Origin of the sequence: Rhodococcus sp. AD45-ID (genome assembly GCF_003023755.1) — a bacterium.
Classification (GTDB): Bacteria; Actinomycetota; Actinomycetes; order Mycobacteriales; family Mycobacteriaceae; genus Rhodococcus_F; species Rhodococcus_F globerula.
In genome coordinates this window covers 3,344,465-3,370,324 of sequence record NZ_PYHL01000001.1, presented here as the reverse complement: position 1 = coordinate 3,370,324, position 25,860 = coordinate 3,344,465, and the positions used below count along the sequence as shown (strand labels likewise).

Sequence of the window (25,860 nt, the reverse complement as noted above, 5' to 3'; positions counted from 1 at the left end):
GATCCTGCCATGTCAGGCCGGTGTGTCCGCAGCTTCCAGATTCGGCACTGTCCATTTCTTCCAACCGAACACGATCAGCGTCATGGCAGCGGCCACGACAAACACCCACAGATAGACAGCCACCATGGCGATTCGCAGGTAGTCGGGCGAGGGCAACATAAACATTCCCATGCCGATAAAGCGGTCGGTGCCCTGCATATCCGCCGCGGGTATCGGCCACGTGTGCGACCAGTTCAGGACGGGCAGGAGGAACACGATCGGCACGACCCAAGCCCAGATCTTCTTCGACGCCATCGCGTAGTGAGAAGCCAGGATCACCAGCGGAACAAACCACACCCAGTGGTGACCCCACGAGAACGGGGACACGGTTGTGGCGGTGAGCCCGGTCATGGTCAGCCCGAGCAACTTCTGCCCCCTGCGGTGAGCCATCCACGCAGCTCCCAGTCCGAGACACACGGCCACCACGCTGCACCCGAGAACGAGCACCTTCGACGGCGTCGGCGTATGCGTCAACTGGGCGATCAAACCCGACACCGACTGATTACTCGGTGAGTCGGTACGTCCCACCCGATCGCTGTCGAAGAGCGTGCCGGTCCAGTAGGTCAACGCGTCGCTGTACATCACGATGAAACCCAAAGCCACCGTCGCGGCGAACGTGATCACCGCAGTCACCAAGGCGCGCCACTGCTTCGTGATGAACAGGTACGCCCAGAAGAACGCCGGAGTCAGTTTGACCCCCGCCGCGATCCCGGCGCCGATACCCCGAAGGCGACTTTTTTCGTCCCGGCCCAAATCCCACACGATCAACAGCAGCAGGAAAATGTTGATCTGCCCGAGCCACAGCGTCGTGCGTACCGGTTCCATGAACAGGAAAATGACCGTGGCCAACGCGCTCACCGCATACGTCTTGACGCCGAGGCGGTAGCCGAGATATTTCCAGCACAGCACGACCACCGCAAAAAGCGCGAGAACGTTGAGAACCGTCCACACGACGATCGCCTGTTGAAACGTGAGCACCGCCCACACCGTGAACAGGATCCCCGCGAACGGGGTGTACGTGAACATCATTCCCTGCAGAACCGGACCGTCGTACAACGGCAGTCCCTGCACCACAAAACTGCCGCCGTGGCGGTAGACGTCAAGATCGAGGAAATTGTGGAAAATGCCCCAATAGATCACATCCATCGGAACACCGAACAGAACCATCAGGACTGAAGCAACAGCAAGCACCACGAGAACGACAAAGCCGATCACACCGACTCGCATTATTCGCTGCGGAGTCGCCTGTCGTAATTCAGATGCCCCTGAACTCATCTCCACCACAGCACTTTCCGAAGCATTGACTGCACCCGCCACGTACAACCTCCGGATATGCGCCAATGTCAGGAACTGGTGCACCGAACGCTACAAGAGATGACCGACGCTCACGACTTGGGCGCGCCGTCACAGGCGACTCAGCTTTCGGTGAGACGCGATTCTGTTGCCGCCAACAGGACACACGTCGCGACACCGTCCATGGCTACCTCGAGATCCCCGAGTGAAGGGAAACTCGGGGCCAGACGAATGTTCCGATCATCCGGATCCGTGCTGTACGGGAAGGCAGAACCGGCTGCAGTGAGCGCAATACCGGCATTCTTCGCGAGTTCGATGACGCGCTTTGCCGTGCCGTCGACAACGTCGAGGCTGATGAAGTAGCCGCCCTTCGGCTCGGTCCACGACGCGACCTTCGACGCACCCAACCGATCCTCGAGGATCTTCAGAACCAACTCGAACTTGGGCGCGAGCAATTCGCGATGCTTCTCCATATGTGCGCGAACGCCATCCGCATCACCGAAGAATCGCAAGTGGCGGAGCTGGTTGATCTTGTCCGGGCCGATACTCTTCTTACCGAGGTACTTCTGGTACCACGCAAGGTTCTCGGCAGAGGCACCGAAGAAACTGACGCCGGCACCGGCAAAGGTGATCTTGGACGTCGACGCGAACACCAGCGGACGGTTGGGATGTCCGGCTTCTGCAGCCATCGTCAGAACGTCGTACGACGGTGCGATCTCACCGAACAGTGGGTGAACCGCGTACGCGTTGTCCCAGTACAAACGGAAATCAGGCGCCGCGGCCGGCATCGACGCCAGCTCGGAGACGATTTCTTTCGAATACACCGCACCGGTCGGGTTGGCGTACACCGGAACAACCCACATCCCCTTGATCTGCGGATCCGCGGCAACCAGTTCCGCGATCTTCGCGACGTCAGGACCGTCGTGGTTCATCGGGATCGCGATCATCTCGATGCCCAACGACTCGGTGATCGCAAAGTGGCGGTCGTAACCCGGAGCCGGGCAGAGGAACTTGATCTTCTCTTCGCGCGCCCACGGCTGCGCCGAATCAGGAGTGCCGTGAAGAAGTGAGAACACCACGTTGTCGTGCATGATCTCGAGGCTCGCGTTGTTGCCGGCAAGAAGGTTGGCAACAGGAATGCCCAGCAGTTCACCGAAAATCGCACGCAGTTCCGGCAGCCCCGTCAAGCCACCGTAGTTGCGGCAGTCGGTGCCACTGCCGTCACGGAAATCACCGTCGCCCGGCAGCGCAAGCAACGCTGCGGAAAGGTCGAGTTGCTCAGGCGAAGGCTTACCGCGAGTCAGATCGAGGACGAGCTTCTGGGCCTGCAGCTGCGAGTACTTCGCGCTCTGACTCTCATGCTCGGAGGTGAGTTCTTCATGGCTCATCAACCCGATCTGGGTTTGGATAGGCATCCGGAGCGGCCTTTCACCGACGAGGCGGGGTCGGGATATGTGAAAAAATAGAGGACCCCGCGCACCCGGCAGAGCCCGTTGACCCTTGCTGCCTTCCGGCCCTGGGGGAGTTCACAGGATGCGCGCCGCGCGGGATCCAATGAACAGTGTAGACGGCCTTCCGGAACCTTGGGACACCACCCGCCGCGTTTCGGCCGGCAGCCGAATTGCCGCCACATAGCCGCAGGTCAGATACCCGTTTAACGCTTCAGTCGTTCTCTTGGGTATGCTTCTCCACGGAGGATTCGCCTAGTGGCCTATGGCGCTCGCCTGGAACGCGGGTTGGGTTAACGCCCTCAGGGGTTCAAATCCCCTATCCTCCGCCAAAGGAACCCCCTGTGAACTGCTGAGAAGCGGTTCACAGGGGGTTCTTTTTTGCGAGCGTTTTTTGCCGGGTTTCAGGCACGTCGCATGAACGAACCGCCGCCGAAGGGCGGGTCGTCGTCGACCGGTGCCCGGCCAGCTCGTCGCAGCAGATGAGTCTCGGGTACGGCCGGCACCTGATTGAACGCCTCCATTGCCCTGGCGACGCGAGAGTCGCGAAGGAGAGGCGCGCGTAGTTCCTGCGCGGCCGCCGCTGCTGCCGCGCAGGCGGTTCGGTGGGACGCTGTGATCGCGGCGGAGAGTGCAGCGGCGCCGGCCCCGAGGCAACTTTCGGTCAGTTGCAGGTCGGTAATCGCACCGAACGCGTCGACCTCGACGCTGACGGCACCACCTCCGGCATCTGCGCGGGCGCGAACTTTCCCGACCTCGATGTCGACTTGGCGGGCAAGGACAGTCAACTCCGGAAACGAGGATGCGGGCCCGGTCATGGCTGATCGATCTGCACGGGCGCGTTCGGATGATCCGACGCTTCGGGTCGAGGGAAACACGGCGACGACCCGCTCAGGCCCGCTCCTCGTGGATGCTCGTCGAAGACCATCCGATATCCATCCGGCAAAATGGTTTCGGTGCTCGTCGTGTCCCCGGCGGAGTCGTACGTTCGAAACTTCCAGCCCCGCTCAGTCCACAGATTGCGGATCGTATCGCCGAAACCTGGAATGCTCGCAGCGTCAGAAGACTCGAGGAAATACGTCACGCCGTAGTCCACGGATGTGTCCTTCGACAGATTGCTGTCGTTGCACGGGACGGTGCCACCCGGGCTGAGGGTGACTTTTTTGTTCAGCTCGGAATACCGCGTCAGGTAGGCACCCGGCGGCAGTGCCGCGATCGTTTCGGTCAGGTACTCGATCACCTTGGCCTGGGCCTGCGGGCGGGTCAGATTCATGTCGGCTTCCGTCACTTTTCCGTTCTCCGTCGTCGTACACGCCGACAGCAGCACTGCCACCGCGATACTGCTCGAGCCGAATGCTTTACGGCGTCGAGTTGCGTTGGTCATGGCGCTCCTAGTCCGGCGATCACATGGCCCATACCGGCAAGAGCCGGATTGTTGTTTTCCCAGTACTCACTGTGCGCGGCCGGGCTGGGGAGCTCACCCAGCAGACCGGCGTCGATCCCCGTCCCGGGTGCGGATTCGACAACGGTGGCACCGAATCCGATCAATGGAAGATCGTTCGCGGGATTCGCGCCATGCGAGAGACTGCCGAACACGTCCCCAATCATCGGAACCGGATCATTGGCCGCGGCGGTGGCGTATACGTGGCCGCCGACATGTCCGGGATCGATGCCCTCGAGGGAGAGTCCCTCGACCCGGTCCATCCCCACTCCGGGGCTACCCACGAAAAACAGATCGTTCGCGTCGATCGATCGTCCGCCCGAGGCCGCAGCGCCGATCACGGTCGATCCGTAACTGTGTCCGATAACCGTGTTGTGCGAAGGCGTGCCGTCGTGGGATGCACGGAGACCGTCTTGGAACCGGTCCAGCGATCCGGCCCCACCATCGGCATACCCGTCGAGCCCTGCTTGCGGGATCGTTTGCGGCGCATCGTATCCGTACCAGGTCACCACGGAGGTCGATCCCTCGAGCCCCGCGAACCGTCGCTGGTATTCCGTCGAGTCCAACATCATTTGGGAGCGGTCGATGTCGCCGCCGATGGTTCCCAGGTGGCTGCCGGTGCCAGGTACGAACGTTGCGACGTTCGTCGCGGTGTCGGGATTATTCAGTGCCACGATGGCCCGACCTTTGTCGTCGACACCGAGCAGATACTTCTCCGAATCACCCTCCTCGGCGAGAGTGGGGTCGATCTGGTCGGCGAGGACGCCGTAACCGTCGAGACGCTGCTGCAGGTCCGCGCGTTGCTGCTGCCACCGCTCGTAGTCGCGGCGCGCCTGCTGGTCCGCCTCGTCCACGCTGCCCGCATCCGACGGAATGTCGCGACCCTTGGCCCAATCGGGGTGCTTGCCGTCGAGGTCGGCGAGTTCGTTCGACGTCGACGACTGCAGGTTGCCGAGGTTGATCCGGTTGAAATGATCGCGATCTGCGGCTGGCATCCCGTCCCTGTTCCCGATTCCCGGATCGAACGCCGCGAGAGCATCTTTGTCGTTGGGGGACAGCGATTCCCAGAATTCGTTGAACTCCCTCGCACCGACCGGGGGGAACGCGTTGCCGTCGAGGATCGCGGCCACCACCGCGCTCATCGTCTGCTGGGCGCTTGGGGACTGTGCGAGATCAGCGAGGTCTCCTGCTGCCTTCGACAAGGCCGCGGCAGCACCCTCGTCGAGGCTTCCCGCCATGTGCAAGGCCGGAACCAGTCTCGCCTCGAAGCTGTGCGCCTTCTCGTCGAACGCAGCCTGCCCCAAGATGTCGAGTGCAGTGTTACCGCTTCCGTACCGAGGTGCGCTCACCCGACCGTCATCGGCGACAGCCATGCCCTCGGCGATCGCACTGTCCGCAATGTCGATCACCGCCGCCCGCGCCGGCCCCAACGCGGCGGCAGCTTCACTCAACGCGTCGGCTTCGGCGAATACTCCTGTGGTCAGATGTGTCGCGGCAATACTGTCAGCCAAGGCTCGCGCCGACGCTGCAGCCGAGGCTTCGCCTTTCCACTGATCGAGCGCGAAGTCGACCGCGCGATGCGCTGATTCCACAGCGTGCATGAAGTCCCGGTTCTTCTGCTCCAATGCCGTTGCAGCGGCGGCTAAACCAGTCGGATCCCAGGCGCGGACCTGGGAGATCGTCGCCATCTACACGGCCGCTTGGTAGGTGGCCAGCCGGTTCCGGAATGCGACCTCGACAGCGTCGTAGCTGCTCGCACTGGATTGGGCAGCGTCAGCCATCGACGTCAACATCTCCGAGGTAGCGCGGTATCCGGTGGTAATCGGGTCACCGGCCCTCGCGGCGGCCGGGCCGCTCGCCGAATCGGGCATCGCCGCTGCCGCGTCAGCGAGAATTCCCGACACGTCGATGCCGGCAATCACGGCTCCTTGGTTTCTCACCGCGTCGGCCAACGCCCGTAGCGACTCGGCGTCTGCTTGCAGTACTTCGTTCCCCATCTGAGCCCCCCGGCTACGTATCGACGTGCGAAAAAGCAGCGTAGCAGCGCATTGCCTGGAACCCTGGGTCGTTCTTGTTTGCGAGTTTCCCGCTCCGCTCGCCCGAAGTGGCCCGGTCGATAGTGATCTGCGACACTGACTGAAGTCGGTATTGACGGGTTGTCGGTATTGACGGGTTACCGAGACGAGCAGCAACAGGGCGGCACTACATGAGCGTGATTCTCGCGGCGACGGATCAGCCTGCGCTAGCGGAAACCTTCGGCATCGAACTCGAGCGCGTCGGCCACACCGTTCATCTGTTCGCGTCCGGACGAAACAGCCTCGACGCACTCGGCACCGACAGCTTCGACGTTGCCGTTCTCGATCTTTCACTCCCGGACATCGACGGCTTCGAGGTCGCCCGCCAAATCCGGCTCCGCAGCGAGATTCCGATCATCATGATCGTCGAGTCCCCCGAAGACATCGACGACGCACCACCACAAGTCGCGTCGGATTTCGCCATCAACCCACTCGACGCTCGCAGCCTCGATTCTCGGATAACGAGCCTCCTCCGCAGTACGCCCACCCCACAGACGGACAAGCGAGAGCGCCACGGCGAGTTGATAATCGACCGCCGATCCATGACCGCCACCATCCGCCGTCGACGCCTCGACCTCACGCGAACCGAATTGCGCCTGCTCCTCGAAATGTCGATGCACCCCGGCCACGTCTACTCCCGAACCCAGCTCCTCGCAAAGGTGTGGGGTGAAACGAATTCAACCAAGACTCGCGCCGTCGACGCCAATATTCAGAGCTTGCGGTCGAAAATCGAATCCGACCCGGCCAATCCCAAGTACATCAAGACCGTGCGCGGATTCGGATACAGGTTCGGTCCGATCGACTGACAAGAATCATCGGAAAACCACGGTGTCGGTAGCTCTGGCTAGGTTCGTGAAATGAGCTGGTACCTGCGAGAACTACTGCGTAGTGAAGCTCCCGACTGGCACGGCCCCGGGGACAGTGGTCACGTTCTCGGAAGATGTCCGAATAATCAATCGCCGCCCCGACCCCATCCTGAAGAATCAGTGGCATGACTACAGCCGATATCTCCCCCGCAGATCGCTACCGTGACCTCGCCGCCGGCTTCACCCAGCGGATCGACGCAGTACCTGAGGACCGGTGGGACAACAACTCTCCGTGCGAAGGGTGGACGGCTCGCGATGTGGTCCGGCACGTGATCGACAGCGAACGCGACATGGTCAAGGTCGTCGGCCTCGAATTGGCGCCGGGACCGTCCGTCGACGACAACCCGTCCGCCGCCTGGGCAGCAGTGCGCGATTCGATGCAGGCGATTCTCGACGATCCGGAAAAGTCGACCCTCGAATACGACGGACATTTCGGCCGCACCAACCTGGGAGCCACCGTCGACGGTTTTCTGTGCTTCGATCTGGTCATTCACGGCTGGGACCTTGCAGCCGCTACGGGCACCGACACCTCGATTCCGGAAAAGGACGTCGATTGGGTGTCACAGATTGCTGCCGGCCTCGGTGATTCCATTCGTATGGCAGGGGTGTGCGGCCCCGAGATCCCGGTTGCCGATGATGCCGACAAGGCAACCAAACTCCTCGCATATCTCGGCAGGGCCGTCTGAAAAACCACCCCTGACGTGCGGATTGCTTCGATACGCGGGTAATGTCCGTCGCATGCCTGAACGTCGGAAATCAGCCACCAACCCGGACTTGCTGGCCACGGCGCTTTTCGATGTTGCCGCCGAATCAGGACTCGAGAATGCGAGTGTGCGCGAGGTGGCAAAGCGCGCCGACGTCTCGATCGGCGCCGTGCAGCACCACTTCTCGACCAAGGACGAGATGCTCACATTTGCTCTGCGCACTCTGGCAGAGCGAATGCTGAGCCGTCTCACCCAATCCCCAGCCGGAACCGACCCGCACGTTGTGCTGTTCCAGGCTTTGTCACAACTGCTTCCCCTCGACGAGCAGCGCACGCGCGAAGCACACGTCCTTGCCGCATTTGCCATCCGGGCTGTCACCAGCGAATCGTTGGCGGAAATTCGCCGGACGATGCTGTTCACTATTCGCACCGGCATCTGCGCAGTTCTGATCGGAATCAGATTGCCTGAAGCTGAAACCCGCGCAGCGCTGCTCCTCGCAACCGTCGACGGACTCGCACTCGACGCGATAGGCAATCCCGGCATGTATCCGCCGCACTATCTCGAATACGCCCTGGAGAGTCAGATAAAGCTCACCCTCCACGACATGGAAATTCCCGACGCTCTTGTATCCAGGGGCTGACGTGCCGGGATCAGGACGATTTGCACCGAGCCCATCCGGCGATCTACATCTGGGAAACCTTCGCACTGCCCTCCTTGCCTGGCTGTTTGCCCGGACCTCCGGTCGCGACTTTCTCATTCGCGTCGAAGATCTGGATCGTGTGCGGCCAGGCGCCATGGAACGTCAACTGAGTGACCTGCGAGCGCTGGGCCTCGACTGGGACGGCGACGTCGTCAAACAGTCCGACCGACTGCCGCGGTACGCGGACGCGATCACGTCGCTGACCGATCGCGGGCTGACGTACCCGTGCTTCTGCACCCGCAAGGAAATTCAGCAGGCACCCTCCGCGCCACACGCCCCGGACGGCGCCTACCCCGGAACGTGCCGGAATCTCACTCCTTCCGAGCAAGCCGACAAGCTGGCCTCCGGCCGTAAACCCGCACTGCGCCTGCGTGCCGAGACGACGTCATTCTCCGTGCGAGATATGTTGCACGGCAACACATCCGGAATGGTCGACGATGTGGTGCTACTCCGCGGAGACGGGGTTCCCGCATACAATTTGGCAGTTGTGGTCGACGACGGCGCCCAGAACGTCGATCAGGTTGTCCGCGGCGACGACCTCCTGACATCAGCACCGCGCCAGGCCTACCTGGCAACACTCCTGGCCATCACACCGCCGATCTACGCCCATGTCCCCCTCGCACTCAATTCCGAAGGCAAGCGTCTGGCCAAACGGGACGGGGCGGTCACGCTCTCCGATCAACGCGACCTCGGCCGCACCCCAGCCGAAGTTCTGACTCTGATTGCGTCGAGCATCGGATTGGCCGAACCTGGTGAAGTAGTTTCGCCGACGGAATTGGCTGATCGCTTCGATCCACAGAAGGTTCCGGGCGACCCCTGGATCTTCACATCTGTCGATCCCCTGGATCCCGTCAAGGGATCTTAGACAATAGTTAATCATTGGCAATTGCCGCGGAGTGAAGTACCGTTTCGGCATAGGTGAAGGGAACCAGGACGAGGAGCCCTGGGCAGGTTACAAGCGGGGCTTGCCCTCGACATGACCAAAGCACCCGCTGGAGGGCAACCGCACGGCAGTGCGTTAGGGCGGGAACAGAACGAAAAGGAATCCGCATGGTTCGCGAGCTTCGCGAGGCACTCGACGACCATCAATTCGAAGTGCTGTACCAACCCCAGGTACACCTGGAAACCTCGACTGTTACCGGCTACGAAGCACTCCTACGCTGGCGCCATCCCCTTCGTGGAGTCATCGAACCACAAGATTTCATGCGATCTGCTGAATTGTCCGGCTTGATCATTCCCATCGGATTGCAAACCCTCGACTTGATCTGCGCACACATCTCCCACTGGGATGATCAGTTGAATATCGCGGTGAATTTCTCGCCACGCCAGCTGTCGACCGACAATGCTGCCCGAGAAATAATCGACACCCTGGACCGCTCCGGCACCCCGCACAACAAAGTCATCGTAGAAGTCACCGAACTGGGCGTCGTCGGCCAGAATGCCGCCGCCACGCTGGCGACGCTGCACAAAGAAGGCATCCGGATAGCGCTCGACGATTTCGGAGCCGGCTTTGCGTCCTTTGCGGCTCTGTCGGAACTGCCACTCGATATCCTGAAGATCGACCAGAGCCTCACCTGGGCTCTCAGCGACGCGCAGCACTCGTCCGAGCGGGCATTCATCGTGATGGAGTCCATCGCAGCGATCGCCGACAAACTGGGAATGGAGTCCATCGCCGAAGGCGTCGAGACTGCCGAACAAGCAGCAGCCGTCACTCGCGCAGGATGCACCACAGGCCAGGGTTACTATTTCGGCAAACCCCTCCCCGCCGATGCTCACACCACGGCAATTCAGGAACCGCCGCTCGCAGTCGCATCACCTGCGCAGCATCGACGCTGGCGTTAGACGGAACCCACCGCCGCTATAAAAATCACGAATATCACCCACATGGCGATAACCGAGGCACCGACGGCAATACCCGCAATCGCGAGCCCACGCCCCTGCTGGCCTGTTTGTTTAATCTGATTGAGCGCGACGACGCCCAGAATTATCGCGACAATCGCGCCGAGTCCGTAAAAGCAACCGCCGACTATCGCCGTCACCAATGACGCGATCGCAAGGCCGTTCGTTCCCACCGGTTGCACGTACCCACCGAACTGGCTGGGAGGTCCGTACTGCGGTGGCTGCTGGTACTGCTGGTACTGCGGCGGCTGTTGGTACTGCTGGTACTGCGGTGGTTGTTGGTATTGCGGTTGTTGATACTGCGCTTGTGGCTCTGGGGTCGGGGTGTACGACGGCGGTGGATAACCCGGGTACTGCTCGATTGGCGATGGTGTCGCCGGAATCTCCCAATACGACTCCTGCTGTCCCGCAGATTCTCCGTAACCTTCCTGCGGGAGGCTGGGAACCTCGCCATATCCGGGTTCAGGCACGTATTTATCGGGAGATATCTCGCCGTTCTCCCCGGAACTCGTCATGAAACGCAGCCTAAACCACAGGTGACATCAACACACGAGGGCGTAAGTGACACCAACATCTATCGCTTATGGCGGTTAAGGTCGTAATCACTGTCACACTCGAATGCTGTGTCCGGCTTGAACGCTTCGACGCGCATTCACGACTGAGGGGAAACAATGACGACCGGCGGTTACGACCCCAACAAGAATCCGAACGACGGAAACCAATCACCACAAGATCCGTACAGCCAGCCGCAATCACCGCCACCAGGTAGCTACCCTCCCCCGGTCACGCCGCCAGCAGGATCGCAGCCGGGTAACTACCCACCTCAGGGGAACGTTCCACCTCCGCCGGGCAATTACCCCCCGCCCGGCGGCTATCCGCCTCCTGGAAACTACCCACCGCCGCAGGGCAACTATCCACCGCCTCAGGGGAATTACCCGCCGCCCGGTGGCTATCCGCCTCCTCCCGGAAACGTCCCCCCGCAGGGTGGCGGTTACTTTCCCCCGCCGCCTGCAAACGACTACGGCGCAGGGTTCGGTGGACCCCAGCTTTCTGTTGGCGCAGCATTGACCTACGGCTGGGAGCGATTCAAGAACAACGCGCTCATCTGGGTCGGCATCACCTTGATTGCGGCAGTCATCTCGATCGGCATCAACTTGCTGTTCGGTGGCTTCAGCACCGACACGACAACGTCCGTGTCTGCGATGTCCGTCATCGGCGGATTTGTCTCGTTACTGGTCGGCATCCTCATTCAGGCCGCGTTCGTCCGCGGAGCCCTTCACGAAGTGGACGGAAATAAGCCTGCCATCGGATCGTTCTTCCAATTCACGAATGTAGGCGCGGTAGTTCTCGCGAGCATTCTCGTCAGTATCGCGACGGGAATCGGTTTTGTACTGTTGATCATCCCAGGCATCATCGTTGCGTTCCTGACCTATTTCACTCTGCAATTCGTGATCGATCAGAATCAGGATCCTGTCACCGCAATCAAGTCGAGCGTCAGTGTCATCTCGAAGAATGTGGGACCACTGGTCCTCCTCACACTCGCGCTTGTCGGTATCAACATCGTCGGCGCTCTGTTGTGCGGATTGGGTCTGCTCGTCACCGGACCGATCACTCTGATCGCCGGAACCTACGCGTATCGCGTCATCACGGGACGCTTCGTCGCTCCGATCTGATCGACGTTCCTGACACAGCGAAAGGCCCGGCAGTTCCACGTCGAACTGCCGGGCTTTCTGCTGTGTTCTGGGCAACTGGACGGTCGCCAACTCGCTTGGAGACACCCTGAGGTGCTTGGATTGCGGACGTGACAGCTCAGGATCAGCAAGACTCATCGACTCAAGAGACCAAATTTGCGCACGTCAGCCTCGGTTATTATCCGACGATCGTCGCGCTGTTCACCGCAACGCTGCTGATCTCGAATGTGGCGGCGACCAAGGGGGTCGCCTTCTTCGCGGATTCCGAGTTATCCCTCGGGCCCTTGCAGATCCTGCCCGTCATCACCGACGGTGGCTTCTTCCTCTTCCCACTCGCGTACGTCCTCGGTGACGTTCTCAGTGAGGTCTACGGCTTCAAAGCCACCCGGCGCGCGATCTACCTCGGATTCGGCGCGCTGATTCTTGCTGCCGCATGTTTCTGGATCGCTGTGCAACTGCCGTCGGCGGCCTTCTACGAGAACCAGGCCGCCCTCGAAACCGTCGTCGGTGTCATTCCCCGACTCCTGGTCGCCGGCTTGGCCGCCTACCTCGTCGGACAGCTTCTGAACTCCCTGGTCCTGGTCATGATGAAGAAGCGCATGCAGGAGAAGCACCTGTGGGCACGTCTCATCGGCTCGACCGTCGTCGGTGAATTCGCCGACACCCTCATCTTCTGCTCCATCGCGGCCGGCGTCATCGGCATCAGCACATGGGAAGACTTCATCAACTACGTGTTGGTCGGCTTCCTGTGGAAAACCCTTGTCGAGATTCTGGTCATGCCGATCACCTACCGCGTCATCGCCTACGTGAAGAAGCGCGAACCGACTTACGCCTGAGTCTGCGGGGCCTTCGGGCCGTAGAACTTTCCGAGCATGTCCGCCTTGAAGTCGTGGAAGTACCCGCCTTCGATGCTGGCTCGGATGTCGTCGACCAGCTTCACGGTGAATCGCTCGTTGTGGATGGTGCAGAGCGTCGACGCGAGCATTTCTTTCGCTTTGAAGAGGTGATGGATGTACGCGCGGGTGTAGTTGGCGCAGGTGTAGCAGTCACACTCGTCGTCGATAGGTGTGAAATCACGGCGGAATCGGCTGGTGTTGATGTTGAACCGGCCGGAGCGCACGTAGATCGCGGCATTGCGCGCAACACGGGACGGATTGACGCAGTCGAAGGTGTCTGCACCGTTCTCGATTGCGACGAAAAAATCGTCCGGTTCGCTGATTCCGAGCATGTGACGCGGCTTGTGCTCAGGCAGTTCCTCGTTGCACCAACGCACAATTGTGCCGAGGTTCTGCTTCTCGAGGGCGCCGCCGATGCCGTAGCCGTCGAACCCGTACCCGTTCTCGCCTTCGATCGACTCTAGGCCGCGGCACGCTTGACGACGCAGATCCTCGTACTGCGCGCCTTGGATCACGCCGAAGAGAGCCTGATAGGGCTTGTCGGCGCGTTCGGCGGTGAGCTTCTCGTGCTCGTTGATGCAGCGAATCGCCCACGCCTGCGTGCGCTCGACCGATCGCTCCTGGTAACCGCGCGTATTGAGCAGCGTGGTGAGTTCGTCGAACGCGAACATGATGTCGGCGCCGAGTTGATGCTGGATCTGCATCGACACCTCGGGGGTGAACCGATGCTTGCTGCCGTCGAGGTGCGATTTGAACGTGACGCCCTCGTCATCGACCGTCGCAAGACGCTCTTTGCCCTTCGCGATCACGTCGTCGGACTGCACGCCGACGGCTTCCATCGCGAGTACTTTCTTGAACCCGACGCCAAGTGACATCACCTGGAAGCCGCCGCTGTCCGTGAAGGTGGGTCCGTCCCAGTTCATGAATTTGCCCAGGCCACCAGCCTCGTCGACGATGTCGGCACCCGGCTGCAAATACAGGTGGTACGCATTTGCGAGAACCGATTGCGTGCCCAATTCCTTGATCGACTCGGGGAGCACAGCCTTGACCGTCGCCTTGGTCCCGACCACCACGAACGACGGCGTCGCGATATCGCCATGCGGTGTGTGGATGGTGCCGGTTCGTCCGAGCCGGTCCTCGATTCGCGTCCCCATCGTGAAAATCGACTCGGGACGCTTCGAAGGAGACGCGTCGGACTCAGGCTGTACTGCAGAATTCACGTGCCAATCCTGTCATAACCGCGGATGCAGCTGCGGCAGCATGCTCTACTGCCCCGCCAGAACAGCGGCGTCTACGGCTTGACGTCGGCCCACTCCGGTCCAGGTCAGACCTGCCCGAGTCAGGACGTCTCCGTCAAGCAGATTTCGCGTGTCGATCACTCGCGCGGTGCCCATCAGCCCGGCGATCCGCGGCCAATCGAGCGTCCGGAACTCCGGCCATTCCGTGAGCACTACGGCGGCATCGGCTTGTGCGAGCGCGGCATAAGCGTCAACGGCCAGTTCGATGCCCTCCAAATCCGGATGCGACGTCGACGCGGGAAGTGCGGGGTCGTATCCGACCAGCTCAGCGCCGGCCTGCCGCAGCAGAGCAGCGATCACAAGGGCTGGAGAATCACGCAGATCATTGGTGCCCGCTTTGAAGGTCAAACCGAGCAAGGCCACGCGCGAGTGGCTGAGTGAGCCGTTTCGATTGCCCGTGACTGCCAGTCGAATTTTGTCGACCATCCGCTGACGTTGACGAGTATTCGTATCGATCGACGCCCGCATGAGACGGAACTCGAAATCAGCCGCATCGGCCACCTGAAGCAACGCCTGCGTGTCCTTCGGGAGGCACGATCCACCCCAACCTGGACCTGGATTGAGGAACTCACGACCGATCCTGCGGTCGTAGCTCATACCTTCCGTCACATCCAGGATGTCGGCGCCCAGTCGCTCACACAGTTCGGCTACCGCGTTGACGTACGACAACTTCATAGCCAGAAATCCATTGGCCGCGTACTTCACCAATTCGGCACTTGCCGAGTCGGTGAGCACTGTCGGCGCACCGAGCCTGGAGTACAGCGCCGCGACGCGTTCTGCAGCGTCCTGGGCCTCCCCACCGACGACGATCCTGTCGGGGTTGAGGAAGTCGCGCACTGCGGCACCTTCTCGCAAGAACTCTGGATTGCTGGTGACTGCGACGTCGGATCGGCCTAATAACTCAGCGGTTCGGACGGCGGTGCCGACAGGGACCGTGGATTTGTTCACGATCACGCAACCAGCCGGGAGTGTGTCCCGGATTTCGTCCAGGACCGCCTCGACAGCTCGCAGATCGGCAACGCCACCGACACCCATCGGTGTAGGCACACAGAGGAATACCACCTCGACACCCTCGGCATGCTGTTCGAGCGCGACCGCCGCGCCGACGGTGAACGAAAGACGGCCGGCAGCAAGCCCTTCCACGACTAATTCCGACAGGCCCGGCTCGAGGATGTCCACCTTTCCGTCGCGTAACCGTCGAATCTTGTCCTCGTCGACGTCGGCGCAGATCACATGATGTCCGAGTGACGCCAAACATGCACCGGTTGTCAGCCCTACGTACCCCGTACCGACAACAGCTATCCGTCGTGCAAACACTTAGCCTCCACTGAAATCGGCTATCCCCCGGGACCGAAAAGATGTTGCGGTTAAATTGCCGAGATGGGCTATCCAACCGTTATTCTTCACCTTACATCGACAAGTGCGATATTCTCCCTGGTAACTGGCATGAGCATGCAGAAATCAGCAACTAGCTAGTGACCACGACACCGGAACCGGACATACATGAAAAAGCGGCCTGACCGCATTTCCGGCAAACCTCACGCAGGAAGGCAACAGTGACCCGTCGCATCGGTTACGCACCCGGCGTATACGACATGTTCCACATCGGGCATCTCAATATCCTCAGTCACGCAGCGAGCCAATGCGACTACCTGATCGCAGGGGTTGTGTCCGACGAGATGGCGCGCCTCGCCAAAGGCCGCAATCCGGTAATTCCTCTCGCCGAGCGGATCGCAATCGTCGCAAGCATCAACTGCGTCGACGAGGCCGTCGCCGAAACCAAGCCACACAAGATCGATACCTGGCGCGACATCGGCTTCGACGCGATCTTCAAGGGAGACGACTGGCGAGGAACGCCGAAAGGTCTTGCACTGGAGCGGGAATTCGCTGCGGTCGGTGTCGAGGTTGTCTATTTTCCCTACACGCTCGACACCTCCAGCACCCTGCTGCGCGCAGCCCTGGAAAAGTCCGTCAATTCGCGGCAGACCGGCACCGAGTAGACCATGCTTCACAACAATCTTGCAGGAAACGGGCGGCAATCGATGAGGACATCACTTATTCACAAGTTCGCATCATCGCCGCGGATGGTCGGGGCCTCCGCGCTGCTGGCGGTAGCTGCCCTCACAGGCTGTTCCAGCCTGGCCACCTCCGATACGCCGACCGGCGCCATCGCCACACCGCCGCCAGGCGTCACCGTCGGCACGCCGCCGTCACCCGGTATCACCGAAGACCGCGCCGAGAACATCTCGACGCTGCCGCCGGTGCCGATCAACCAACCGAGCCCACTGTCCAACGGCCTCGAGGTAACGGCGGTGAGTGCCGAACCGCTCGAACTCACCGCCAACGGCCCCGGTGAGATCGCCGGCAGCGGCCTGAGTGTGACGCTCGACTTCGTAAACAATTCCACCACTGATATCTCACTGGACAGCCTGACTGTCAACGCCTTCTACGGCGACGGGTTGCCGGCTGCTCCCGGCGCAATGGATACAGCCACACCAGTCGACGGACTGCTACCTCCAGGCGACCACAGACAGGGTGTGTACGTGTTCCAGATACCGGCGGACGGGCTCGACTCCGCGGTATTCGAGGTAGGCCACAGCGATTCCCAGAACGTCATCGCCGTCGCTCGCTGATAACGACAGAGCACATCAGTATCGCGTACCGCTGGCTACTCCCCAAAGTACGACACCGCCCGCCTCCTCGAATCGCAGGGGCGGGCGGTGTCGTATACACGTCTACTCCGGTTCAACGACCTCGAAGTTGTCGAACCGGACCACCACTGCCTCGGTGGACGACCCCGAGATATACACAGCCAACCCAGACGAACCCATTTGCTGCAGTTCAGGAGTGGAATCGGTGACGGATCTGGTCCACTGCACTGGCTCGGACATTTCCTCGTCCCACACCTTTACCTGCAAGGTCGACGGTGACACACCGAGAACCTGGGCACGGACCCGCAGATGCTTACCTGCCGTGTACGTCAGTCCAGGCAATGTCACGACCGAACCGAGCACCGTTTCGGTACCCGCCACCACTTTGGTCAACGACACCTGTACCGAACCGTCAGCGAGAATCCTTACCCGCGAACGGTAATCGCCGGAAGCCCCACTCCGCAGCACGGTCGACAGATACGCGCCGCCACCGGTCGGCATCGCTTCCAGCCACATCGAATGTGACACGTCGACGTCACCATCAGCAACGGCGGGCAACAACATGGTCGCCGAGCGGCCGGCCGGAACCGTCACCTTGGCCGAACCCGAGTCCACCGACGCCTTGGCGCCACCACCGGTCACCGACCACGTCCCACCGACCTGCGCTTCGCCGAGGCCCGAGATCGTTTCACGGTCGAAGTTGTCGATGGCAACCTCGCCGTCCGGCGGGACAATTGCATCCTGGACCGTAACAGGATGTGTCGCAGTGCTTTTCGCTCCTGAATTATCCACAACCGTCAAGGTCACATTGTAAGTACCGGCGGCCGTATACGTATGGTTCATCCTCGCGTCCGGACCCGTAGTCGTGGCACCCGTCGCATCGTCACCGAAGTTCCACTCGTACGAAACGACGGTCCCGTCCGCATCTGTGGAAGTACTGCCGTCGAAGGCGACTGCCAGATCCGTCACCGTCTCGGTGAACGCCGCCACCGGCGGTTGATTAGCTACCACGCCCTGGCCACGTTGCCAATGCGCCTGCACCGCATCCGAACTCAATGCCGAGTTGTAGACCGCGACCTCGTCGAGCGCGCCTGAAAAGTTGGAACTGAGAGGTGCCGATGGCCAACCTCCCAGGCTGTCGCCGCCGACCCGCCAGTACCCCGCGGTGCGGTACTCAGCCTGAACGGTGTCGACACGTTCTGCTACCTGCGCACCGTCGACGTACAGTCGCATCCCGGTGGACCCCAGGACACCGACGACGTGATGCCATTTGCCGTCGTTGTACGACGTCGGACTGGTCACCGTACGGAATCCGTTCGCGTTCGCACCGAACGACAGCTGGCCCGAATTGCTCATGTACACATGACGATCGCTGTAACTGCTGTTGTTGGTGTTCGCGCTGCCGAAACCGATGATCTTCCCTCCCCAACGGGTGGTCGTGTTGAACCACGCCTCGGTGCTGAACGACTGAGGCCCGAACTGTGCGGACCCACCCGTCTTCGATCCGGTCGTGAACGACGTGGAAGGGTTCGGATCACCGACGATCGCACCACCGACATTGCGCTGGGCCGATTTCAGAGTCAGATCGGCATCACCGGCCCAATCCGACGCGAGAGTCCCCGACGCCTCCCCCAGGCGCCACAAATGGACGGCTCCGTCGCGGGCAACCATCTCCTGGTAGGTGCTCGACGACGCACTTCCGGCCGGCACCGTGGCCGTCGCTATCGGTCCCACCATGCTGTTGCCGAATGCGTCCGAGACCCGAACCCGATACGTCTGGGTCGAACCGGGTGGCGCCGAAGTATCCGTGGCACCCATCCGGCCACGATTCCACCACTGCGCATCGTTGGCGGTGGTAGCCGCGACCGTGGCAGTCGACAGTTGGGCACCACGAAGCAGTTCGTAGGTCAAGTGGCTGTTGTCGCGGTCCCAGGCTGCCGTCCACGTCGCGCGGACCGTGCCAGGAGCCACTCCGGTCAGCACGGGTAGGAGCTCGTTGTAGCCGTTCGGTGCTTCCTTGTTCGGTGCCTGATCCGTGATTGCAAACCGAACCAGCCCCTCCTGCGGCACACCGTTGACCTTCGGAAACTCACCACCAAGGACGATGTACCGATCGTTTCCCGCGATCGACCAACCCGCCTGCTTCTGGCCCGTGAAGGTTCCGGGCGCCAATGTCGGCAACCAGTGCAACAACTCCGGTGCCGGCTTGCCGACGAAGTTGCCGCTCGAGTTGACGGGGCCGACCGCGTTCGTGCGAAACGCCAACGTCCACTGGTAACTCCACGGTTCGGTCTGCGGAAGACCACCGATTTGACTGCAGTCGTGCGGATGTCCGGCCACGTACATCACGTCACCAATCGTGACGTTGGAATACGTGTCGCCTCGGCAGCCGCTGACCCAGCGTAGATTTCCGGTTGCAACATCGGAAGCAAAAACGCTCTCCAGGTTTCCCGACCCATACGAATAGCCGGTCCCGTACACGGTGCCGGCATCGCTGCTGAGGCTGTAAATCGCGGAGTTGATACCGGAATTGCGCACAACCGCGTTGGTAGGAAACGAGATAGTGGCGGCAGATGTGGCATCGAGAGAACCGACGCCGACGTTGTTTGCACCGTTGAGCGTCGTGAAGCGACCGCCAACCACAACCTTGTTGCTACCTGGCGGTGCCGTGATGGCCATTACCTCGGCGTTGGCCTTCGGTGCCCACGGCAGAGCTGCACCGGTGGCGACATTGAATGCCGCCAGCCGCTGACGCGCTTGTCCGCCAACACTATTGAAGATTCCGCCGACGTACAGCGTGTCGCCTTGGACTTCGAGAGCGCGCACACCCGCGTCAAGTGCCGCAGTGAAAATGTTGAGCACCGCGCCGTTATCCGCGTCAACAGCAGCCAGCCGATACCGGTTGACGCCACTGACATTGGTGAAATCACCACCAACGAATACGGTTTTGCCGTCCGCGGACGCTTCGAGGGCACGCCCCTGACCGTTGAGCGCCGGAGCCCACGGCTTGAGTTCGCCGGTATCGAGGTCGTATGCCAGCGCGTTCGACCTCGGAACGAGATTGGTGCCCGGCGCCGCACCAGCAGGCCTGGCGTTGGCGAATTTACCCGTCACGTACACCGTGTTGCCTACCACGATCTGCGCCCAGACCACCCCGTCCACCTGAACGGTGGGTAATGCATCCGCGGACACAGTCCGCGGAATTGTGGGGACAGTCGGTGCGGTATCAGCAGTTGCTGTACCGATGCCCAGCGATCCCACCACCGCTAGAACTGTCCCCACTGAAACGAACGCTTTGACCAAACCGCGCCATTTCTTCCGGTGATCCTGATATCCGTCGGTGCGCATACCGGCGATCTCGCCCATTTCGTACTCCTGGTTGCAATAAGGAACGCACCCGGAATCTTCCCCCCCGTTATGCGCTTAATTCACAGGCAAAACCGCCGCCAGCAATCGACAGGTTACTTCGTTTTTCGAGGATTGCGAACCCGAACGGCAGTGCCGGTAGCGATCCAAACATTCCTCGGCCAATCACCAACGGACGTTTTGGGCGCGAGAATCCCACAATCTCGGATTCCAGACGTCCCGAACCTGTTGTTCTTGATCGTCAACCCGATCGGTCCCCGTCCCTTTTCGTCGACGTTGATCGTGCACTGACCACCGGACAGAATGTTGTCGTTGATCTGGATGTTCACACCCCGCGCATAGTTTTGCGTGATCATCGCCGCAGCGTTGTGCGCTCCTTCCAAACGGCTGTTGTGTACGGAGATATTGCTGCCACCCTCGATTTGCACATTGTCGTCGTGGGTTTGGTTGTCCCATTGCTTCGGCCACGGCGAATAGTGCAAATTGTCGTGTAACCAGCTGTAACCGAAATCAACGTTGTCCCCGAAAACCACCACCGAGTCGACGACACCCGAGATATCGAGCCCCCTGGCATAGAAGTTCCGACCCTTGAGCCCGTCGACGTACGGTGACAGTGTCGAGGGCCGCAGTGTCGTGTCCTCGATCCGGAAATTCCGATGATCACCGTAGGCCGCGACCAGCGCCTCATTGATCTGCTTCGGATCACGCCCGCGGATGATGGACCGTCGGATCGTCACGTTACTGGCCTCGATCCGGACAAAACCACGGATATCCAGGTTCTCGATCACCGTGCCTGGCGTCCGAATCGTCAGGTCCCCATTGTGCACACGCAGAGGCGTTCCCACAGGCAACCCGAAGGTTGTGGGTACAGCAGCCTCGACGACACCTGACACCCCTATGTTCAAACCACCGGCCGCAAGTAAAGCGGCAAAAGCAAGACCCATTGCACGAAGGGACCGTTTAGGGCGAGTACTCCACGACATTGAAGAACTTCCATTCTCCCCCAGCGTTGCGCCATTGGCGCGTTCCAGCAAACATGTAGCGCTATCATAAACCTGGTGAACAGGAATAAACGTAACAATTCGACCATTGATTCTTTTTCCGGAAATCACGCGTCCAACCTATCGGTTGTTGTTGCCGTTTTGACATTCCGGCGCCCAGATGACTTGATCGAGCTGATTCCGAAATTGCTGACGCATTGCGTCGAGGCGACGGTTGGGTACGGCATGCGGCAACCCACCGTCCTCGTCGTCGACAACGACCCCGACGGCGGCGCGCGCGAAACCGCAACCCGGTTCGGCAGCGGCATCACCTACGTACACGAACCGACGCCCGGCATTGCGGCCGCACGCAACCGGGCGCTCGCCGAGTCCGCCGACTTCGATCTCCTCGTGTTCATCGACGACGACGAACGCCCGACATCCGGCTGGCTGACGTCACTGCTCGCCACTCACCTACACACCGGTGCCGACGGAGTTGTCGGTCCGGTCGTGTCGGCGTTTGCGGCGCCACTCGATCCCTGGATCGCCGACGGCGGTTTCTTCGATCGCCGACGCCTACCCACCGGCACCGAAGTCCGTGTGGCCGCGACCAACAACCTGCTCCTCGATCTGCGTCTGGTCCGCTCTATTTCGTTGCAGTTCGACGAAAATTTCAGCGCAAGCGGTGGATCCGACAGCCTGTTCACGCGCCGGTACACCGGAGCCGGTTTCACGCTGGTGTGGTGCGACGAAGCTGTGGTGACCGATGTCGTTCCAGCAGAAAGGGCCACTCGCGACTGGGTAATACGTCGACGCTATCGAATCGGAAACTCTTGGGCTCGTACGGAATTGGAACTCGCCTCGGGCAGTGCGCAGACCGTTCGGTTACGCGGCGCGCTGCTACTGGCCGGGGCGACCCGAGTGGCGGGCGGAACAGCGCGCGCGACGCTCGGTGTGTTGGGTCGCAGCCCGCGTAATCGCGCACACGGTATCCGAATCGCTGCTCGGGGCGCGGGAATCGTCGCGGGCGCCTTCGGCCGGACCTACCTCGAGTACCGCCGTCCGATCGGTGTCTGAGACCCTATGAATCTCGCAGACAAGGCCGCAAGGGGCGGCGGCGTCACGCTTGCGTTCCAGGCGGTGAAATTCGTCGTTCAAACCGCGTCGTTGATCCTGTTGGCCAGGCTGCTGACGCCGGAAGACTTCGGCATCGTCGCTATGGTCGTCGCCATCACCGGCGCTGCGGATCTGATCCGTGACTTCGGCCTCTCACTAGCTGCTGTGCAGGCAAAACAGTTGAGCGACGCCGAACGGACCAACCTGTTCTGGGCTAACACCGGCATCGGATTCGTCTGTTGCGTCCTGGTGTCGGCAGCGGCACCACTGATCGTGTGGATCTACGACAAGCCCGAGCTTTTACCTATCGTCTTTGCCGTGGCGGGCGTGTTCGTCGTCAGCGGCGCGGCCACCCAGTTCCGCGCCGAACTCATGCGCAGTCTGCGCTTCACAGCACTGTCCACCACCGATGTTCTGGCAAATGCCATCGGAGTCGGCACGGCAGTGCTGCTTGCACTTTCGGGCGCCGGATACTGGGCGATTGTCGCGCAGTTGGTCATGGTTGCTGTTGCCACGCTGGTTCTCAGCGCCCTGATCTGTCGGTGGCGTCCGGGGCTTCCACGCCGAGACGTATCGATCAAACGGTTCTTTCGTTTCGGTGGCGGACTACTCGGCACCCAACTGCTCGGTTACGCCACCAAGAACGTCGACAGCATCGCTATCGGAGCGATGTACGGATCAACCACGCTCGGGCTGTACAACCGCGCATACCAACTGCTGATGACTCCGCTCAACCAGATCAACGCCCCACTCACCAACGTCGCACTCCCGGTTCTCTCCAAAGTTCAAGACAACCCGGTGACCTACGGGCGGTACCTGGCCAAAGCGCAACTGATCGGCGGATACGTCACCGCTTCAGCCCTCGCGATCAGCGCCGGAGTAGCGGAGCCGCTGATCACCGTCGCCTTCGGCGAACAGTGGCCTGCCGTGGCCCCGATTTTCGCGCTCCTTGCAATCGGCGGCATATTCCGATCAGTCGCCCAAATCTGCTACTGGGTCTATCTGTCTCATGGACTGACCGGCGCGCAGTTGCGCCTGTATCTGTTTCTCCGGCCTGCCGTCATCGTGATCACCCTTGCCGGACTCCCCTGGGGCGCCGTCGGAGTTGCGGCAGCGTCGTCGATCGGCTTTCTGGTGGACTGGCTTGTCACGCTGTGGCACGTTCACCGCGTTGCAGGCGTAGACAGCATGATGTTGCTGCGCAACTCTTTGCGCGCAATCCTGCTGTTCGGAGCACCGGCCGGACTGCTCGCATTTGCCGGATCTCACCTGTTTGTCGCACCACTCGCGTCCTTGACAGCGGGCGTCGCCTGCGCTCTGGCCGGAGCTGCCGTCTCTGCGGCCCTCTTTCCCACTGTCCGAAGCGATTTGACGACAATGCTCGATTTCGCACGCAGGGCGCTCGGCCGTCCTCCCCGACCGCCGAAAGAAGTTGTCGACCGAAGTCCGCTTCCCAGGTCCGGCCGTCGGGACGACCGCGGTGGCACAGCCGCGGGATCGGCGGGCACCGTAACGCTGTGGGATTACCTGACCATCATCAAGAAACGGTGGCGCATCTTTCTGACGGTACTGGTAATGACACTGGCAGTTGCTTTTTCGGCATCGGCGGCCACTCCCCAAACCTACATCGCACGATCCGAAGCCACCATGCAACTCGGAGTGGTCGGCACACCACGCCAGATCAGTGACCGCTATCCACAGGCACTCTCGCTCACCCGCTCGTTTGCCGCGCTCGCCACGTCCGCTGCCGTCCTGGAACCGGTTATCGGCCGCCTCGGTCTCGACACTTCCGTCGAGTCCCTTGCCCGCGACATCGAAGTCACCATCCCAAACCACACCGTAACCATGAAGATCGCCGTCACGGCACCCACGGCTGAGGGCGCGGCACAGATCGCGGACGCCGTCGCCGAGCAGTTGGCTGACTTCACCGGTCAGATGATTCAAATCGAACAGCCGGACATGCTCAAGCTCGCTGTCATACCGGCGCCCGTACCTGAATTTGCGTCTACGCCGCGCCGCGGCCTGACCATGTTTACCGGCACTGTGACCGGGCTGATGCTCGCGGTGATTGCCGCGGTCTCGTGGGATTGGCAGTTGAGTCGCAGACGCATCCGCGCTGATCGGTTGCACGCACAATTAGGCAGCTGACTCTGTCGTAACCATTCTGCGCCCACGCGGCGAACCACGCTCGGGAAAAGGTGCAAACACGGTGAACATCAACGGAAGTACGGTCACCGCAACGAGAAACGCTCGGTCGACGAACCCGAACGAAACTTCCAACGTGGACGAAGCGAACAAGGCCACCAACAGTGCCACCGGCGGGAAGACTCCGCGCACAGCCCATTGCGACGCCGCCCAAGCGAGCGTCAGAAACATCGCGGCCACGAGGAACAAGAACACCAATCCTCCGGTTGCGATGGTGTGCACGAACTGGTTGTGACCGTGAAACGCAAACCCGCCGAGGCTCCCGACGTGTTGCGGCAGAACCGAATACCAATTCGACCCCGAACCGAACCAGGGATTGTCCCGCCATGTCTCCAGGCTGTGACGCCAGATCGCACCGCGGTTGGTCAAGGCGTCGTCGGCGGGGGCTGACAAGGGCCACCAGATCATCACTGCCGCGGTCACTCCCACCAGTGCCCATGACATCGGGCGACGCAGCACGGACGGTGAAACAGTCATCAGCACCCACACGCCGCATGCAAGCGCAGCAGCAGCCAACGACGACCGCGACGATGTCCACACGATCGCGAACAGGACGACGGCGATGCCCGCCGCACGTACCGCTCGACGTGGAATCAGCATCACAGTCGGCAAACCCACAGCCAGGTACTGCCCGAGATTGTTACCGTCGGTGAAGATTCCGATCAGAATTCCCAGCGGCAGAATCTCTTTCGTCGGTGCCACTGCAGTACCCGCACTCGATATGAATATTCCGCTTTCCGGCAGGAACGTCCCCAACGCAATGCATATCACTGCGGTCAGAACCACCAGATACCCGAGCACTGCCAACTTCCTCAACTGCGGCCGCAGTATCCAGATCGCGATTACCAACAGTGGGTACAGCATTCCGCCGCGCGTCGGCACGTGATCGACGTACAGATCCCTGACCACCACATATACCCATGGGGCAAGCATGAGCACCAACGGCACACGCCGCTCGACAGGTAACGCCGCTGTGCCGCGGAGAATGACGAACGCGCACAAGGCACATGCGAGCAGCAACAACAGCAGTTCCAGCTTGACTGCCAGCGGGTTCAACGGCAACGCATCGCCTACTGTTGCCCGTCGTTTCGTACCCGTCAGCGACTGCACGAGCCGTGGCATCGCATACATCGCCCACACGAGAACGATCAGTGCGACCGCGGCGTCCGGCCGGAATTGTCGCAAGGTCACG

The 25,860-nt window shown here is 61.2% G+C and carries 23 protein-coding genes, 1 tRNA gene and 1 other RNA gene; 12 read left to right on the top strand and 13 right to left on the bottom strand.

Annotated features, from left to right (window positions below; all coding sequences use genetic code 11):
• Nucleotides 1–12: 12 nt before the first annotated feature.
• From C7T36_RS15460 to ffs, 3 genes are all read right to left on the bottom strand, one after another.
• The gene (locus C7T36_RS15460) at nt 13–1,266 is read right to left on the bottom strand and encodes a glycosyltransferase 87 family protein (RefSeq protein ID WP_258190610.1); all 1,254 of its coding nucleotides are present in this window, start codon (nt 1,264–1,266) and stop codon (nt 13–15) included.
• A gap of 188 nt (nt 1,267–1,454) precedes the next feature.
• Nucleotides 1,455–2,747 (bottom strand): aminotransferase class I/II-fold pyridoxal phosphate-dependent enzyme, encoded by a 1,293-nt coding sequence (locus C7T36_RS15455; RefSeq protein WP_033235042.1) that lies wholly within the window; start codon nt 2,745–2,747, stop codon nt 1,455–1,457.
• A gap of 42 nt (nt 2,748–2,789) precedes the next feature.
• An RNA gene (ffs, locus tag C7T36_RS15450) (signal recognition particle sRNA small type) lies at nt 2,790–2,889 on the bottom strand.
• A gap of 135 nt (nt 2,890–3,024) precedes the next feature.
• Here ffs and C7T36_RS15445 point away from each other — a divergent pair.
• Nucleotides 3,025–3,112 (top strand) — tRNA-Ser (locus tag C7T36_RS15445).
• A 72-nt stretch (nt 3,113–3,184) separates the two neighbouring features.
• Here C7T36_RS15445 and C7T36_RS15440 read toward each other — a convergent pair.
• Genes C7T36_RS15440 through C7T36_RS15425 form a run of 4 tightly spaced genes read right to left on the bottom strand, consistent with a single transcriptional unit; the run spans nt 3,185 to nt 6,218 of the window.
• Nucleotides 3,185–3,598 (bottom strand): YbaB/EbfC family nucleoid-associated protein, encoded by a 414-nt coding sequence (locus tag C7T36_RS15440; RefSeq protein WP_033235052.1) that lies wholly within the window; start codon nt 3,596–3,598, stop codon nt 3,185–3,187.
• Nucleotides 3,595–4,164, bottom strand: a complete 570-nt coding sequence (locus C7T36_RS15435; protein WP_045066473.1) for a hypothetical protein — start codon at nt 4,162–4,164, stop codon at nt 3,595–3,597. Before C7T36_RS15435 ends, C7T36_RS15440 begins: the two co-directional genes overlap by 4 nt.
• Entirely contained in the window at nt 4,161–5,909 is a 1,749-nt protein-coding gene (locus C7T36_RS15430) for an alpha/beta hydrolase (RefSeq protein WP_052683461.1), read from the bottom strand. Before C7T36_RS15430 ends, C7T36_RS15435 begins: the two co-directional genes overlap by 4 nt.
• Complete coding sequence (locus C7T36_RS15425) at nt 5,910–6,218, bottom strand: hypothetical protein (protein ID WP_033235054.1); 309 nt, start codon at nt 6,216–6,218, stop codon at nt 5,910–5,912. It lies immediately after the preceding gene.
• A 209-nt stretch (nt 6,219–6,427) separates the two neighbouring features.
• On the opposite strand from C7T36_RS15425, the gene C7T36_RS15420 reads away from it, so the two are divergent.
• From C7T36_RS15420 to C7T36_RS15400, 5 genes are all read left to right on the top strand, one after another.
• Nucleotides 6,428–7,102: a response regulator transcription factor gene (locus C7T36_RS15420; protein ID WP_045066471.1), complete on the top strand. Its 675-nt coding sequence runs from the start codon at nt 6,428–6,430 to the stop codon at nt 7,100–7,102.
• 185 nt (nt 7,103–7,287) lie between these two features.
• Nucleotides 7,288–7,848, top strand: coding sequence for a TIGR03086 family metal-binding protein (locus C7T36_RS15415; RefSeq protein ID WP_045066469.1), 561 nt, complete (start codon nt 7,288–7,290; stop codon nt 7,846–7,848).
• Nucleotides 7,849–7,900: 52 nt separating this feature from the next.
• On the top strand, nt 7,901–8,506 hold the full coding sequence (locus tag C7T36_RS15410; RefSeq protein ID WP_045066468.1) for a TetR/AcrR family transcriptional regulator: 606 nt from the start codon (nt 7,901–7,903) through the stop codon (nt 8,504–8,506).
• A 1-nt stretch (nt 8,507) separates the two neighbouring features.
• Nucleotides 8,508–9,431 carry a tRNA glutamyl-Q(34) synthetase GluQRS gene (gluQRS, locus tag C7T36_RS15405; protein ID WP_045066465.1) on the top strand — a complete coding sequence of 308 codons (924 nt, stop codon included), beginning with the start codon at nt 8,508–8,510 and terminating at the stop codon, nt 9,429–9,431.
• 185 nt (nt 9,432–9,616) lie between these two features.
• Entirely contained in the window at nt 9,617–10,408 is a 792-nt protein-coding gene (locus C7T36_RS15400) for an EAL domain-containing protein (RefSeq protein ID WP_045066463.1), read from the top strand.
• On the opposite strand, the gene C7T36_RS15395 is transcribed toward C7T36_RS15400, so the two are convergent.
• Nucleotides 10,405–10,980, bottom strand: a complete 576-nt coding sequence (locus tag C7T36_RS15395; protein ID WP_033235059.1) for a DUF4190 domain-containing protein — start codon at nt 10,978–10,980, stop codon at nt 10,405–10,407. The genes C7T36_RS15400 and C7T36_RS15395 overlap by 4 nt on opposite strands.
• 156 nt (nt 10,981–11,136) lie before the next feature.
• Here C7T36_RS15395 and C7T36_RS15390 point away from each other — a divergent pair, with 156 nt between their 5' ends.
• Together C7T36_RS15390 and C7T36_RS15385 are read left to right on the top strand one after the other, a co-directional pair.
• Nucleotides 11,137–12,138, top strand: a complete 1,002-nt coding sequence (locus C7T36_RS15390) for a hypothetical protein (protein ID WP_084702611.1) — start codon at nt 11,137–11,139, stop codon at nt 12,136–12,138.
• 128 nt (nt 12,139–12,266) lie between these two features.
• Nucleotides 12,267–12,992 carry a queuosine precursor transporter gene (locus C7T36_RS15385; protein WP_033235061.1) on the top strand — a complete coding sequence of 242 codons (726 nt, stop codon included), beginning with the start codon at nt 12,267–12,269 and terminating at the stop codon, nt 12,990–12,992.
• On the opposite strand, the gene tgt is transcribed toward C7T36_RS15385, so the two are convergent.
• Together tgt and C7T36_RS15375 are read right to left on the bottom strand one after the other, a co-directional pair.
• Nucleotides 12,983–14,206 carry a tRNA guanosine(34) transglycosylase Tgt gene (tgt, locus tag C7T36_RS15380; protein WP_045066865.1) on the bottom strand — a complete coding sequence of 408 codons (1,224 nt, stop codon included), beginning with the start codon at nt 14,204–14,206 and terminating at the stop codon, nt 12,983–12,985. The genes C7T36_RS15385 and tgt overlap by 10 nt on opposite strands.
• Before the next feature lie 111 nt (nt 14,207–14,317).
• Nucleotides 14,318–15,667, bottom strand: coding sequence for a UDP-glucose/GDP-mannose dehydrogenase family protein (locus C7T36_RS15375; RefSeq protein ID WP_045066460.1), 1,350 nt, complete (start codon nt 15,665–15,667; stop codon nt 14,318–14,320).
• A gap of 239 nt (nt 15,668–15,906) precedes the next feature.
• On the opposite strand from C7T36_RS15375, the gene C7T36_RS15370 reads away from it, so the two are divergent.
• Entirely contained in the window at nt 15,907–16,350 is a 444-nt protein-coding gene (locus tag C7T36_RS15370; RefSeq protein ID WP_084702609.1) for an adenylyltransferase/cytidyltransferase family protein, read from the top strand.
• Between the two features lie 84 nt (nt 16,351–16,434).
• Nucleotides 16,435–16,983, top strand: a complete 549-nt coding sequence (locus C7T36_RS15365; protein WP_162487731.1) for a hypothetical protein — start codon at nt 16,435–16,437, stop codon at nt 16,981–16,983.
• Nucleotides 16,984–17,085: 102 nt separating this feature from the next.
• On the opposite strand, the gene C7T36_RS15360 is transcribed toward C7T36_RS15365, so the two are convergent.
• Together C7T36_RS15360 and C7T36_RS15355 are read right to left on the bottom strand one after the other, a co-directional pair.
• Entirely contained in the window at nt 17,086–20,367 is a 3,282-nt protein-coding gene (locus tag C7T36_RS15360; RefSeq protein WP_052683459.1) for a LamG-like jellyroll fold domain-containing protein, read from the bottom strand.
• A 95-nt stretch (nt 20,368–20,462) separates the two neighbouring features.
• A complete protein-coding gene (locus C7T36_RS15355; RefSeq protein WP_146153443.1) occupies nt 20,463–21,350 on the bottom strand; it encodes a hypothetical protein in 888 nt (295 codons plus the stop codon).
• Between the two features lie 75 nt (nt 21,351–21,425).
• On the opposite strand from C7T36_RS15355, the gene C7T36_RS15350 reads away from it, so the two are divergent.
• Together C7T36_RS15350 and C7T36_RS15345 are read left to right on the top strand one after the other, a co-directional pair.
• Nucleotides 21,426–22,424, top strand: a complete 999-nt coding sequence (locus C7T36_RS15350; RefSeq protein ID WP_204368970.1) for a glycosyltransferase family 2 protein — start codon at nt 21,426–21,428, stop codon at nt 22,422–22,424.
• Nucleotides 22,425–22,430: 6 nt separating this feature from the next.
• On the top strand, nt 22,431–24,611 hold the full coding sequence (locus C7T36_RS15345; protein WP_052683458.1) for an oligosaccharide flippase family protein: 2,181 nt from the start codon (nt 22,431–22,433) through the stop codon (nt 24,609–24,611).
• Here the strand turns inward: C7T36_RS15345 and C7T36_RS15340 are convergent.
• Nucleotides 24,600–25,859, bottom strand: a complete 1,260-nt coding sequence (locus C7T36_RS15340) for an O-antigen ligase (protein WP_146153442.1) — start codon at nt 25,857–25,859, stop codon at nt 24,600–24,602. The genes C7T36_RS15345 and C7T36_RS15340 overlap by 12 nt on opposite strands.
• Nucleotide 25,860: the final 1 nt, after the last annotated feature.